Source organism: Arenibacter certesii DSM 19833 (assembly GCF_000429545.1).
Taxonomy (GTDB): domain Bacteria; phylum Bacteroidota; class Bacteroidia; order Flavobacteriales; family Flavobacteriaceae; genus Arenibacter; species Arenibacter certesii.
This window is the reverse complement of the sequence record NZ_AUCB01000036.1, coordinates 16,618-30,077: the sequence shown is the minus strand read 5'-3', so window position 1 is coordinate 30,077 and position 13,460 is coordinate 16,618. Positions and strand designations below refer to the sequence as shown.

Sequence of the window (13,460 nt, the reverse complement as noted above, 5' to 3'; positions counted from 1 at the left end):
ACGCCAGTATTTAACAATGCTCATTTTATAATTTACTGCGATTAAAGGCGGTAGACTAAGGTAGTGGTATTTTTTTTGCGGCCATAATCCAAAAAATGAAAATCCCTTTATATTTTACGCGATAAAGGTTTTACCCAAACAAATAGGAACAAACTGGGAATAACTTAGTTACTTTTGCATTTTACGTTCGATTAAAAACACAATAAAATAAATGTCCCAAAAAAAAGTTAGTGTCCTTACCGCCTTCAAAACAATTATATGGCCCAGGCGAAAATTAGTTTTCATTGGTCTTTTACTGATTGTTATCAGTAGGGCTGCTAGTTTTGTTGCCCCGATGTCCCTACCCTATTTAATGGACGATATTATCCCTAACAAGGATCTGGATTTCTTAAAACTTCTTGTAATTGCAGTAGGAGCGTCCATATTTGTCCAAGCTGTTACCTCTTTTCTACTGACCAAAATACTTAGTGTTCAGGCTCAATTCCTAATTTCTGAATTACGAGCTCAAGTACAAAAAAAGATCCTAACCCTTCCCATACGATTTTTTGACAACAATAAATCCGGAGCCTTGGTCTCTAGGATCATGACCGATGTAGAGGGGGTACGAAATCTTATTGGGACAGGATTGGTGCAATTGGTAGGCGGCACTCTAACCGCAGTGGTCGCCCTAGTTCTTTTGTTCCTAATTAGCCCTTCCATGACTATATTCACCTTAGTTCCCTTAGGTGTTTTTGCATTGATAGCCCAAAGGGCCTTTAAATTTATTAGACCTATTTTTAGAAATAGGGGAAAGATAAATGCCGAGGTAACGGGTAGGCTTACAGAAACTTTGGGTGGCATTAGGGTGATAAAAGGATTCAATGCTGAGGAGCAAGAGAATAAAATATTTGAGGAAGGGGTAGAACGACTTTTTCAAAATGTAAAAAAGAGTCTTACAGCCACAGCCTTTATGACTAGTTCTTCCACTTTTTTATTGGGAATCGCCTCCACGGGAATCATGGGAATAGGCGGATATAAGATAATGATGGATCAGCTTACCATTGGTGAATTCCTAGAATTCACTTTTTTATTGGCACTTATGGTAGCTCCAATTGTTCAGATGAGCAATATTGGTAGTCAATTAACGGAAGCCCTTGCAGGATTGGACCGTACCGAAGAACTGATGAATATGACCGCAGAAGCCCAAGAGGAGGATAGGACAACAGTTTTATCCGATATTAGGGGTAACATAACCTTTGAAGATGTTTCCTTTGCCTATGAGGAAAATAAGGAAGTGCTACATAATATAAGTTTCACAGTAAGTTCGGGAGAGGTGGTAGCCCTTGTGGGCAGCTCCGGATCCGGAAAATCTACTATAGCCGGTTTGGCAGCAAGTTTCCTTAACCCTATGTCAGGAACCATTACCATAGACGACCAGGATCTTTCCAAAGTAAAGCTAAATAGCTTTCGTAGAAACCTTGGCGTAGTCTTACAGGACGAATTTTTGTTTGAAGGCACTATTAGGGAAAATATAATGTTCCCAAGACCCAATGCCACGGAAGCAGAATTACAAAAAGCAGTTAAGGCGGCCTATGTGGACGAATTTACCGACAGATTTGAAAATGGCCTTGATACCCTGATAGGGGAACGCGGAGTAAAATTATCGGGCGGACAAAGACAGCGAATCGCTATAGCAAGAGCTGTATTGGCAGACCCTAAAGTTTTGATTTTAGACGAAGCTACTTCCAATTTGGATACTGAGAGCGAGGCATTGATCCAAAAGAGTTTGGCCACCCTTACGGAAGGAAGGACTACCTTTGTAATTGCCCACCGCTTAAGCACTATTAGAAAGGCCCATAAAATTCTGGTCATCGAAAATGGTAGGATAGCCGAAAGGGGAACACATGACGAACTAATCGCCAAAGAAGGAAGGTATTACAATCTATACACCTATCAGGCTAGGATTTAGAATAACAATAATTCCTATGTGCTTAGGGAGCACTCTAAAATTATAAATGCCTTTTCATTTTTTTGGTTACCCAAAAAATGAAAAGGCATTTATAAATAAGAATAATTCACAGTTAGACTTTAAGTATATTAGCTTTCTGGAGCAAGAGTAACTTCCAATCCATCCAGATCTTCGGTCATTTGAATTTGACAGCCTAAGCGACTATTGTCTTGAACGTAAAATGCTTCTGCTAGCATGGCATCCTCATCATCGGACATGTCGGGAAGCGTATGATCAGATTCCACATAACATTGACATGAAGCGCACATGGCCATTCCCCCACACACACCTATAGTTCCTTCTGGAGCCAGTTCGTAAGAACGTACTACTTCCATTAGGTTCATGTTCATATCCGTTGGGGCATCTACTTCGTGTACCACACCTTCTCTATCTTTTATCTTTAATTTTATATCGCTCATTATGTTTAGTGAAATGATGAATTTTTGCCGATTTTAAACTAATCTACTTTTATTAATCTATTGTTTTTACTACTGCTTTTGGCGCTTCTCTTTTTGTTCCGTCAAAACCAGAAACACCTCCCACGGTAGTATATTTCATAACATATTTTTTATTCGGAAATATACGCTGGTAAGCACTTTGACACATTAAGGTTGCCTCATGAAAACCACATAAGATCAGTTTTAATTTTCCGGGGTATGTATTTACATCCCCAATAGCATAAATTCCCGGTATGTTGGTCTGATAATCGAAAGTATCGACTTTTATCGCATTTTTCTCAATTTCTAAACCCCAATCTCCAATAGGCCCCAATTTGGGGGAAAGACCAAACAAGGGGATAAATTCATCCACCTGTTTAATAATTTCTTCTTCGGTATCCCCTGATTTATTGAATACAACAGCTTCCAGTTTATCGTCTCCCTTAAGAGCAACAACTTCTGCGGGAGTAATTAGATTTATACGACCAAGGTTTTTAAGGGATTGGACTTTCTCAACGGAATCCAACGCACCCCTAAATTCATTTCTTCTATGTACCAAGGTTACCTCCGAAGCTATATCTGCCAAATAGATACTCCAATCCAAGGCAGAGTCGCCCCCACCTGCAATAAGTACTCTTTTATCCCTGTAAATCTCTGGATCTTTTATAAAATAGGAAACACCCTTATCCTCGTATTTACTTAAGTTCGGGACTAAAGGTTTTCTAGGCTCAAAGCTACCTAATCCACCAGCGATGGCAACAATAGGAGCATTGTGTTTAGTACCTTTATTAGTGGTAACCACAAAGGTACCATCTTCTAATTTCTCTATAGTATTAGCGCGTTCCCCAAGGGTAAAAGTAGGTTGAAACGGTCTTATTTGCTCCATTAAGTTATCCACCAAATCACCCGCTAATACCTCCGGAAAACCGGGAATATCATATATGGGCTTTTTGGGATAAATCTCCGAACATTGTCCGCCTGGCTGTGGCAAGGCATCTATAAGATGGCACTTTAACTGCAAAAGACCTGCTTCAAAAACAGCAAATAGTCCTGTTGGTCCAGCGCCAATTATTAGAATATCTGTTTTAATCATGAAAAAATAATCTTAAAGTAGCTGCAAAGTATAAAATGGGGTGATGTATATTTATGAAAACAATTCAGACAATCATTCCACATTAATCACCTCTTGTATCTGCGGCGCATGTTTTTTTATAGTCATTTCAACACCGGTCTTCAAGGTCATTTGGTTAATATTACAACCTGCACAAGCCCCTTCTAACCTAACTTTAACGGAAGTATTGTTATCAATGGAAACTAGGGAAATATCCCCACCATCACTCTGTAAAAAAGGCCGGATTTCTTCCAAGGCCTTTTCAACATTATTCTTAATTTCAATAGACGTCATAGTTATTTCTTTTTAACGGCCGAACAACCTGCCATAGTAGTTATTTTTATAGCTTCGGTAGGTGGCAAATTCTCATTTCTTCCCACTACTTCCCTCACTACATTTTTGGTAAGCTCCTCAAAAACCTGCTCCACAACGGTAGCAGTTTGCATGGCCGCTGGTCTACCAATATCTCCTGCCTCTCTTACACTCTGCACCAATGGAATTTCTCCCAAAAACGGCACGTTTAAATCTTCTGCCAAATGTTTAGCGCCTTCCTTACCAAAAATATAATATTTATTATCCGGCAACTCCGCAGGAGTGAAATAGGCCATATTTTCTACTATCCCCAGTACAGGAACGTTGATAGATTCTTGTTGGAACATAGCCACTCCTTTTCGGGCATCGGCCAATGCTACTTCTTGGGGCGTACTTACCACTACGGCCCCTGTAATAGGTAATGACTGCATAATACTCAAGTGAATATCCCCAGTCCCTGGTGGAAGATCGAGCAACATAAAATCTAACTCTCCCCAATGGGCATCAAATATCATCTGATTAAGCGCTTTGGCCGCCATAGGCCCACGCCAAATTACTGCCTGATTAGGTTCTGTAAAAAATCCTATTGATAGGATTTTTACCCCATAACTCTCTACGGGCTTCATTTTAGATTTCCCATCTACCTTTACTGCCAGAGGTTTTTCCCTAACCACATCAAACATAGTAGGCATAGAAGGACCGTAAATATCAGCATCCAATAATCCTACCTTAAAACCCATTTTAGCCAAAGTAACTGCTATGTTTGCTGTTATGGTCGATTTACCAACCCCACCTTTTCCAGATGCAACAGCAATAATATTCTTGATTCCAGGGATAGCCTTCCCTTTTATTTCATTTACCTTAGGTTTGGCGGGAGCATCTACCTTAATTTTAACCGTTATTTTAGCCTTTTCGTAAACTTCTGAGTGGATAATTTTTAAAATCTCCACCTCTGTTTTCTTTCTGGCCTGTAAACTGGGGTTCGCGATAGTAATATCTACTACTACCTCATCGCCAAAAACCATTACATTTTTTAGCGCTCCACTTTCTACCATATTTTGACCCTCGCCCGGAACAGTGATTTTCTCCAGCGCCTTAACTATATCCTTCTTGTCCAATTTCATCTAATACGTTCTTAAACAGTCTTTATTAAAACTGATTCTAAATTACAAAGATAAGGCTTAGGACTGAGAATATGAAGAATGGACCTGAAAAGTAACATCTAAGAGGATCCATTATCCTTCACCCCGTTCATGGGCACCAAAAATTTAATTGGGAAGCATTACACCAGCTCCTTCATTGGATCCCAAAAGAAGTTTTCAAAATCCACAATTTGATCATCCACCACTTTAATTCCCTCATTTTCTAACAATTGCTGCATCAGATTGGTCCCTTCAAAATGGTGTTTCCCCGTTAACAGTCCCTTCCGGTTTACTACGCGATGCGCAGGAACATCTTCCATAGCATGTGCATTGTTCATAGCCCACCCTACCATTCTTGCACTCCTTGCCATGCCCAAGTATTTGGCAATAGCGCCATAAGAAGTAACCCGTCCATAAGGTATCTTCCTCACCACTGCATATACTTTTTCAAAAAAATTGTGATTTTTGGACTGCATTAGGTATATAAAATACGAATAAAGGTAATAACTAGCAAAAGCGCCATTAAAACACTAAGTATGTAATTGGAATTTTTAGAAAACCGGTTGGATTTGGTTTCTAACTTGGTAAAATAAATGGTGTATAAGTACAATACAGCAAATGTTCCGCAGCCTGCAGCTAAAATAAAAGTCGCTATATCCTTAAACTGAAATTTAATCCACCCAGAGGCATTCCACATAGCATTAAGACCACTGTAATACGGAATAGTCAACAGGTTTACTGCCGCCAATAATATCCCCTTAAAAAAGCTATTTTTCTTACTAACCTTCACTTTTTCCAGCGGGTCATCCTCTTCACTATTCTTAGCTTTTAAAAAAAAGAAGATAGCAAAAAATGCAAATACCAAAAGCGCTATTTTTAACAGCCAATCTATTATTTCTGGATGATTAAATAAAAATTTGGAGATCAATACCGAAATATAGGCTTGGACCATGATCATACAAGAAACGCCCAGACTAAAGATTATACCATTAGTCTTCCCTTTTTCTACACTTATTTTGGCGGCATTCATATTTAGCAAGCCCGGAGGCACCGTTGCCATAAAAGCCGCAGAAAATGTGGCGAAAAAAAGAATAATAATATGCGTCATAGACTAATGCACTCTAAACTTGATATAGGTTATTGGCTTTCCTTTCTCAAGGTACTGCCTTTCATAGTAGGTCTGTATTTCCAAAACCTCCCTAGGACTGCCCTCGTTTTTATATACGTCATGATTGGCATAAAGCACTTCCAATCCGCTACCGTGCAAGAGCCCTAAAGTATAGCCGTGCATAAATTCACTATCGGTCTTTAAGTTTACCGTACCCTCCTCTTTTAGGATCGTCTTATATTTTTCCAAAAAAAGAGCATTGGTTAACCGGTGTTTGGTTCGTTTATATTTGATTTGCGGATCTGGGAAAGTAATCCAAATTTCAGACACTTCATCTTGCTCAAAAAGATGATCAATAAGTTCTATTTGGGAACGGATAAATGCAGCATTCTTTATATCCTCTTCAATCGCTGTTTTTGCTCCTCGCCAGAATCGGGCGCCCTTTATATCTATTCCAATAAAGTTCTTATCCCCATTTTGCTTTGCCAAACCGATGGTATATTCTCCTTTACCACAACCTAGTTCCAAAACAATAGGGTTATCGTTCCCGAAAAACTCATTCCACTTGCCCTTATTCGGGAATTGCCCACTTACCACCTCTTCCCTTGTAGGTTGTAATACATTGCCGAAGGTTTCGTTCTCCTTAAATCGCTTAAGTTTATTCTTGCTTCCCACAGATATCAACTAATTAGTAATTTGGCAAAGCTAAGGAAATCTAAGTTCTTCGCCACAGCTGCGCTATCTTCTTCTTAAAAATACCGCTAACCTTAGTCTAATTGAACTAGCAACCCCTATAATAGCAGTTGATTCTGATTAAAACTCGTTGAAAAATTTAGAAATAGGTTATTTAGGCAGTAGTATGATGTGATTTCTCTAAAGTAAATGAGAATTCTGAGCCCGCATCACGAACGCTTTCCACATAGATTTTTTCATCATGGGCCTCAATAATATGTTTTACAATTGCCAAGCCAAGACCAGAGCCGCCTTCTGTACGGCTACCGCTCTTATCTACCCTATAAAACCGTTCGAATATCCTTCCAAAGTGCTGCTCGGAAATTCCCTCGCCATTATCCGTAACCCTTACAATAACTTTATTCTTTATCAGGTTTTCTACACTAACCTCGGTGGTGCCGTTCCGCTCACCATATTTTATTGAATTAACCAAAAGATTGGTGATTACCTGTTGAATTTTTTCCCGGTCAGCCCGCACATAAATAGGTTTCTTGTACTCCCTATCAAAAGTCAGGATTATGTCTTTTCTCGCTGCTTTCATCTCCAAAAGCTCAAAAACGTTACGCACCAATTCTAGAACATCAAAATCCTCAAAATTCATTCTTTGTCCTTCTGTTTCTAATTTGGTAATTAAGTCCAGATCCTGAACAATATAAATTAGGCGTTCTACTCCTTTATTGGCACGCTGTAAATATTTTTTTCGCAGCACCTTATCTTCCATTGCGCCATCTAATAGCGTTAGAACATATCCTTGTACTGTAAAAAGAGGCGTTTTTAATTCGTGGGAAACGTTACCCAAGAAGTCCTTTCTATACTCCTCCCGGATTTTCAGGGTGTCTATCTCTATTTTTTTATCCTTTGCAAATTTTTCTATCTCATCGGTCAAGGTTCGCATATCCGTAGTAACGGTCCTAGCTGCCAAGGAGGTGGATTGCAGAAGGGTTACATCCTTATAAATTTTCTCTATCCTTCTGTAAATAAATCGCTCTACCCTTATTTGAAGAATAAAAAATGAAATAACGCTTGCACCAATTACAAATCCAACTAATAGCCACCAGGACACTTTCCCCGAAAGAGAGAGTATTGCCCAAAGAAACAGGCTTAGTACCGCCGAAATCAGTAAACTAGAACGCAGTGCAAATCGGTATGATTTTTTTATCCTTGTCACCATTACAATACAAACTTATAGCCCACCCCTTTTACGGTCTTAAAATGATCATCTCCTAATTTCTCACGTAATTTTCGAATATGAACATCTATGGTCCTGCCTCCAACTACTACTTCATTTCCCCATACTCTATCCAATATTACTTCTCTTTTAAAAACCTTATTTGGCTTGGATGTCAATAATGACAATAACTCAAATTCCTTTCTAGGTAAAATGATCTCTTCTCCTAGGTTAATAATTTTATACTCTTCTCTATTTATAGTGATATCACCTACATTAATTATATCTGCTTCTTCTTCTTCACCATTATTTTTTAACCTTCTAAGTAACGCTTTTACTTTGCTCACCAGAACCTTAGGTCTTATGGGTTTTGTAATATAGTCGTCCGCCCCAGCATCAAAACCGGCCATTTGGGAATAATCTTCTCCCCTTGCGGTAAGAAAGGTGATTATGGTATTTTCCAAACCAGCAGTTTTACGGATAATTTCGCAAGCTTCAATCCCGTCCATTTCTGGCATCATTACATCTAATATGACTAAATGTGGTTTTTTCTTCTTTGCCTTGGCTACAGCTTCAATCCCATTTTTTGCTGTAAAGACATCATACCCCTCAGCAGATAGATTATAACTTACAATTTCCAGTATATCGGGCTCATCATCGACTAAGAGTATTTTAATATCTTTCTTTTTCATTTATTTGGTATTTCTTTTTATTTACCCCAGTTCTAAAGAATGGTTTACTGATTCTCCTTTTTATTAGTAAATGGGATTACCTTATATAGCTATATAATTCTCCTATGTTATTATTGTAATTCCTTATCCGAAGTAAAGATAATACTAATCACCCTAACCAATTAACCTTCACTTGATATAGTAACATTTTCATAACCTTAAGTCAACAGATGCTTAATATCTGGCTAACTTCACATTTACAATGAGGTGATTTATTTGCAGTGTTTTAAAAATCGAAAAAAACATTAAAAATGAATCTTAGAAAACTATTCCCTTCCAGAGAAATGTTATTATCCGCTATGGCATTTACCACTATTTTAATCACCTCTTGTAGCAACGATGATGAACCGCCCATTTCGGATGCAATTGCTACTTGTAACGACGGCATACGCAATCAGGGAGAAAAGGATATAGATTGTGGCGGACCTAACTGTCAGCCTTGTATAGATGAAATAGCTACTTGCAATGACGGAATTCAGAACGGGAATGAAACAGGAATAGATATTGGAGGCTCTTGTGCAGAAATAATTACCATCTCCGGCGAGATTAGCGAAGACACCACTTGGACGGCCAACAACATTTATCTATTAGCGGGTAAAGTTGTAGTTGGAGTAGGAAATACCCTTACAATAGAGCCCGGAACTATTGTAAAAGGAAAGCCAGGCAGCGGATCTTTAGCTTCTGCACTTATCGTACAGAGAGGCGCTACAATTATGGCGAAAGGAACTGCTGAAAAGCCCATTATTTTTACCGCGGAAGCCGATAATATAGGTGTGGGTCAAAAATCTGGAACCAACTTGGACGAGACTCAGAGAGGGCTTTGGGGCGGAATTATTGTTCTAGGGAGAGCCAGTGGATCCTTCAAGGGAGATGTTTCCGAATTACAAATAGAAGGTATTCCTGCAGACGACACTTATGGCCTATACGGTCCTGGCGATGCCCTAAACGATAGTGATAATTCCGGAATATTAAAATACATCTCCATACGCCATGGAGGGGCATTAATCGGAGAAGGCAATGAAATAAACGGACTCACCCTAGGGTCTGTAGGAAGTGGCACATTAATAGACCATATTGAAATTGTGGGCAATGTAGACGATGGTATCGAGTTTTTTGGAGGTACCGTAAACGCAACCAATCTTTTGGTTTGGGCTCAAGGAGACGATGCTATAGACATAGACCAAGCCTATTCCGGCACTATAGACAATGCGGTAGTTATTTTAGAGGAAGCCTCCGATCATGCTTTTGAAATTGATGGTCCAGAAGGTTCGCTAGAAGGCTCTTTCACCTTAAAAAATGCTACTATTATTGGTAGCGCAACGGCCTCAGACGGGGAATATGCAGATTACCGTAGTAACGCCATGGGCACAACTTCCCATATATATGCCTATGGATTTCCAGAAGGTAAGGATGTGGAATTGGACGCCAATGATGTGGCCCAAAACTTTTTAGACGGTAAATTAATTTTTAAAGCCTGGGAAGTAGTAGGATTTGACAACTCTATATTCGCTGAAAAAGTAAAAAAAGATGCAAACGGGAACGACGTACAGTCTAAACTAATCTTAGATCCCTCCTTTACAGAAAGAGCAGCTTCTTGGACTACAAAAGTGGAGAAAGGCGCACAAACTGTAGGTGCAGACACCTCGGTTTTCTCATGGACATTTTACTCACTTAGTAAAGGTGCTGCTGCTTTTTAATTCACAACTACAACTTCTTAAACTAACAACCAATTGCCCGCCAATTAGTCAGTCAGGGCAATTGGTCTCTTTATAGATTAACAAACTTATATATGAAACTTAAAATCTCAATTCTTACATTCTTCCTTATTCAACTAATTTATTCCCAAGGAGGCGAAGTTATCGGTTCCCTTATAGATGCCGATTTTCAGGATCCGGTTCCCTTTGCTAATATCGTTGTAAAAGGAACCAATGTAGGCACTACCTCTGATTATGACGGAAATTATAAGTTGCAATTAGAGGAAGGCACCTACTCCCTTGCATTTTCCTACCTAGGTTATAAAACCGTAGAAGTAACAGACATTGTAGTTTCTATGAAAGAGCCTGTGAAATTAGATGTCACTTTAGAAACATCTGCTGAGGGTCTGGATGAAGTAGTAGTATCTGTAAGTGTTAAAAAGAATACCGAGAAGGCGGTATTAGGAATCCAAAAAAGAGCGGTTAACTTATTAGACGGACTCTCATCGGAATCCTTTAAGAAAATGGGATCTGGCGACGTGGCCAGCGCCATCAAAAGTGTTCCCGGGGTATCTGTACAAGGTGGAAAGTATGTGTATGTTAGGGGCTTAGGAGATCGTTATACCAAATCCATATTGAATGGCGTGGATATTCCGGGGCTTGATCCTGACAGAAACACCATACAGCTTGATATTTTCCCGACCAATATTATAGATAATATCCTAGTCCTTAAATCGGCATCCGCTGATTTGCCCGCAGATTTTACTGGAGGAATCGTCAATATCGTTACTAAGGACTATCCAACAAAAAAAGAACACAGCCTCTCTTTAAGCGGCAGTTATAATCCGGATATGCACTTTAATACCAACTATTTGAATTACAAAGGCAGCTCCACCGATTTCTTGGGGTTTGACAATGGCTCCCGAAGCCTTCCTATAAACCGCAATCAATATATCCCCAACACTTTTGAGTACAACCCTTTATTAACCGCTATCACCAAAAAGTTTAATCCAACACTATCTGCCATGAGAGAAAAAAGCGGAATGGATTACAGTCTAGGCTTTACTACTGGCAATCAATACCAAATAGGCGAGGGTGAAAATAAAATTGGATTTTTTGGTTCTATCTCCTATAAAAACAAAACAACCTTTTACGAGGGGGCTGAAAACAATTTTTATAGAAGAAATGCGGACACTTCCATATTTGAGTTGGAAACAGATAGAACTCAAAATGGAGATTTAGGGAAACACAATGTATTAATAAGCGGACTCTTAGGCACCTCATTTAAAACCGAAAGATCTAAATACAAACTCAATATTCTACATTTACAAAATGGAGAGTCTACCGCTGGTTATTTCAATCAGAGTTTAAATTTCTCGGATTTTGTCAACTTTTCTAAAGACAACTTAGAATATACCCAAAGAGCTATATCCAATTTACACCTATCTGGTACACATAATAGCACTGACGCTTCTTGGACCACAGAGTGGACTTTGAGTCCTACCCTATCCAAAATTCAAGATAAGGATATTAGAACAACGTCTTTTCGGGTAGAGGATGGTGTGTTTAGCATTCCGCAGAACAATCAGCCTAAAAGAATATGGAGGGATTTGGAAGAAGTGAATGCTGTAGCTAAATTGGACCTAACCAAAAGATACCAGTTTTTTAACCGCGATGCGAAGTTAAAGTTTGGGACATACGGAGCATATAAAGATAGAGATTTTGGAATATTAAATTTCGAGATAGAAAACAATGGCCAAACCACCAAGTTTGACGGTGTTGCTGATATTATTTTACGTGATGAAAACCTATGGACCGTAAATAATAATTCTGGCAGCTATATAGATCCAGACATCTCCATTTCGGAGCCTGCCAATATGTACCAAGCTACGCAACAGCATATTGCTGGTTATATTTCCAACGAATTTAGGATAGGACAAAAATTACGGACCATCCTAGGAATTAGAGCAGAACACTTTGTTTCCAGATATACAGGGGAGGATAACAAGGATAATAACGATCCACAAAAAGTTATCTACAACAACGAACGGATCATAGATAAGCTAGATATTTTCCCAACCGCCAATTTAATATACGAATTAAATGAAAACATAAATTTAAGGGCATCCTACGCCTTAACTACGGCAAGGCCCTCCTTTAAAGAAGCCTCTATCGCCAAGATTTACGACCCCTTATCCAATAATACGTTTATTGGTAACATTGACTTGATGCCCACTTATATCAATAATTTCGATTTTAGGATGGAATGGTTTGGAGAAGGTGCTGAAATGATAGCCTTGAGCAGTTTTTACAAAAAGTTTAAAGACCCAATAGAACTTACCTATTTTGAATCGTCTTCCGATAATTTTACTCCTAAAAACTTGGGTAATGCAGAGGTAATAGGACTAGAATTTGAAATGAGGAAAAATTTAGGATTTATTGCAGCGAGCCTTTCAAATTTTAGTTTTAATCTAAACACCTCACTAATAAAATCGACTCAGAAATATGGAGAAAGTGAACGCAAGCTAAGGGAATTAGGACTTAGAGAAGGAGAACAACTGGGCAATAATCGGGAATTACAGGGACAATCCCCATATATGATCAATAGTGGACTACACTACAAAGGAGACCAAAACGGTATACTTGTAGGTTTCAATTACAATGTACAGGGAAAAACCCTCCAGGTGGTTGGAAACGGCTTTGTTCCGGATGTATACACACTACCTTTTAATCATTTAAACTTCAATTTCTCTAAAAGTTTTGGAGCCAACAATGAACAAAGTATAAGCTTTAAGATAGAAAATTTGTTAGATGATAATATTGTAAGTGAGTATGAATCCTATGGAGCCCAAAATAAAACCTTTTCTAAAAGGAATCCAGGAAGGACATTTTCCTTAGGATACAGTATAACATTTTAAGTTAATATAAATTTATATTGAACTGCGCAGGTTATAACCTCCTAATGCACTTTATTTTAATATCAAGCGAAGCTATCTACTATTCTCAGGAGATAGCTTCGATTATCTAATGAGCTTAAA

12 protein-coding genes are annotated in these 13,460 nt (G+C 38.7%); 3 read left to right on the top strand and 9 right to left on the bottom strand.

The annotated features are described in order from the left end of the window. The first annotated feature begins 211 nt into the window (after positions 1–211). Positions 212–1,948: an ABC transporter ATP-binding protein gene (locus G466_RS0115670; RefSeq protein ID WP_026814506.1), complete on the top strand. Its 1,737-nt coding sequence runs from the start codon at positions 212–214 to the stop codon at positions 1,946–1,948. A 128-nt stretch (positions 1,949–2,076) separates the two neighbouring features. On the opposite strand, the gene G466_RS0115665 is transcribed toward G466_RS0115670, so the two are convergent. The 9 genes from G466_RS0115665 to G466_RS0115625 all read right to left on the bottom strand — a co-directional run bounded on the left by G466_RS0115665 (position 2,077) and on the right by G466_RS0115625 (position 8,689). Beyond that, a complete protein-coding gene (locus G466_RS0115665; RefSeq protein WP_026814505.1) occupies positions 2,077–2,406 on the bottom strand; it encodes a 2Fe-2S iron-sulfur cluster-binding protein in 330 nt (109 codons plus the stop codon). A gap of 52 nt (positions 2,407–2,458) precedes the next feature. Then, positions 2,459–3,517 carry an NAD(P)/FAD-dependent oxidoreductase gene (locus tag G466_RS0115660; RefSeq protein WP_026814504.1) on the bottom strand — a complete coding sequence of 353 codons (1,059 nt, stop codon included), beginning with the start codon at positions 3,515–3,517 and terminating at the stop codon, positions 2,459–2,461. 72 nt (positions 3,518–3,589) lie between these two features. Further along, positions 3,590–3,829, bottom strand: coding sequence for a NifU family protein (locus tag G466_RS0115655; RefSeq protein ID WP_026809143.1), 240 nt, complete (start codon positions 3,827–3,829; stop codon positions 3,590–3,592). A gap of 2 nt (positions 3,830–3,831) precedes the next feature. Then, the gene (locus G466_RS0115650) at positions 3,832–4,971 is read right to left on the bottom strand and encodes an Mrp/NBP35 family ATP-binding protein (protein WP_026814503.1); all 1,140 of its coding nucleotides are present in this window, start codon (positions 4,969–4,971) and stop codon (positions 3,832–3,834) included. 158 nt (positions 4,972–5,129) lie between these two features. After that, complete coding sequence (locus G466_RS0115645) at positions 5,130–5,465, bottom strand: MGMT family protein (RefSeq protein ID WP_026814502.1); 336 nt, start codon at positions 5,463–5,465, stop codon at positions 5,130–5,132. Continuing rightward, positions 5,465–6,097: a LysE family transporter gene (locus G466_RS0115640; protein WP_026814501.1), complete on the bottom strand. Its 633-nt coding sequence runs from the start codon at positions 6,095–6,097 to the stop codon at positions 5,465–5,467. Before G466_RS0115640 ends, G466_RS0115645 begins: the two co-directional genes overlap by 1 nt. Before the next feature lie 3 nt (positions 6,098–6,100). Continuing rightward, a complete protein-coding gene (gene trmB, locus G466_RS0115635; RefSeq protein ID WP_026814500.1) occupies positions 6,101–6,772 on the bottom strand; it encodes a tRNA (guanosine(46)-N7)-methyltransferase TrmB in 672 nt (223 codons plus the stop codon). Positions 6,773–6,944: 172 nt separating this feature from the next. After that, entirely contained in the window at positions 6,945–8,000 is a 1,056-nt protein-coding gene (locus G466_RS0115630; protein WP_026814499.1) for a sensor histidine kinase, read from the bottom strand. After that, positions 8,000–8,689: a response regulator transcription factor gene (locus G466_RS0115625; RefSeq protein ID WP_026814498.1), complete on the bottom strand. Its 690-nt coding sequence runs from the start codon at positions 8,687–8,689 to the stop codon at positions 8,000–8,002. Before G466_RS0115625 ends, G466_RS0115630 begins: the two co-directional genes overlap by 1 nt. 290 nt (positions 8,690–8,979) lie before the next feature. Here G466_RS0115625 and G466_RS0115620 point away from each other — a divergent pair, with 290 nt between their 5' ends. Both G466_RS0115620 and G466_RS0115615 read left to right on the top strand, forming a co-directional pair. Beyond that, complete coding sequence (locus G466_RS0115620) at positions 8,980–10,425, top strand: hypothetical protein (RefSeq protein ID WP_026814497.1); 1,446 nt, start codon at positions 8,980–8,982, stop codon at positions 10,423–10,425. Positions 10,426–10,517: 92 nt separating this feature from the next. After that, a complete protein-coding gene (locus tag G466_RS0115615) occupies positions 10,518–13,340 on the top strand; it encodes a TonB-dependent receptor (protein WP_026814496.1) in 2,823 nt (940 codons plus the stop codon). The last annotated feature ends 120 nt before the right edge of the window (positions 13,341–13,460 follow it).

What these genes read in the sequence shown, in the direction of transcription:
- G466_RS0115670 (WP_026814506.1), top strand. Translation starts at nt 212, where the DNA reads ATGTCCCAAAAAAAAGTTAGTGTCCTTACCGCCTTCAAAACAATTATA.
- G466_RS0115665 (WP_026814505.1), bottom strand. Translation starts at nt 2,406, where the DNA reads ATGAGCGATATAAAATTAAAGATAAAAGATAGAGAAGGTGTGGTACAC.
- G466_RS0115660 (WP_026814504.1), bottom strand. Translation starts at nt 3,517, where the DNA reads ATGATTAAAACAGATATTCTAATAATTGGCGCTGGACCAACAGGACTA.
- G466_RS0115655 (WP_026809143.1), bottom strand. Translation starts at nt 3,829, where the DNA reads ATGACGTCTATTGAAATTAAGAATAATGTTGAAAAGGCCTTGGAAGAA.
- G466_RS0115650 (WP_026814503.1), bottom strand. Translation starts at nt 4,971, where the DNA reads ATGAAATTGGACAAGAAGGATATAGTTAAGGCGCTGGAGAAAATCACT.
- G466_RS0115645 (WP_026814502.1), bottom strand. Translation starts at nt 5,465, where the DNA reads ATGCAGTCCAAAAATCACAATTTTTTTGAAAAAGTATATGCAGTGGTG.
- G466_RS0115640 (WP_026814501.1), bottom strand. Translation starts at nt 6,097, where the DNA reads ATGACGCATATTATTATTCTTTTTTTCGCCACATTTTCTGCGGCTTTT.
- G466_RS0115630 (WP_026814499.1), bottom strand. Translation starts at nt 8,000, where the DNA reads ATGGTGACAAGGATAAAAAAATCATACCGATTTGCACTGCGTTCTAGT.
- G466_RS0115625 (WP_026814498.1), bottom strand. Translation starts at nt 8,689, where the DNA reads ATGAAAAAGAAAGATATTAAAATACTCTTAGTCGATGATGAGCCCGAT.
- G466_RS0115620 (WP_026814497.1), top strand. Translation starts at nt 8,980, where the DNA reads ATGAATCTTAGAAAACTATTCCCTTCCAGAGAAATGTTATTATCCGCT.
- G466_RS0115615 (WP_026814496.1), top strand. Translation starts at nt 10,518, where the DNA reads ATGAAACTTAAAATCTCAATTCTTACATTCTTCCTTATTCAACTAATT.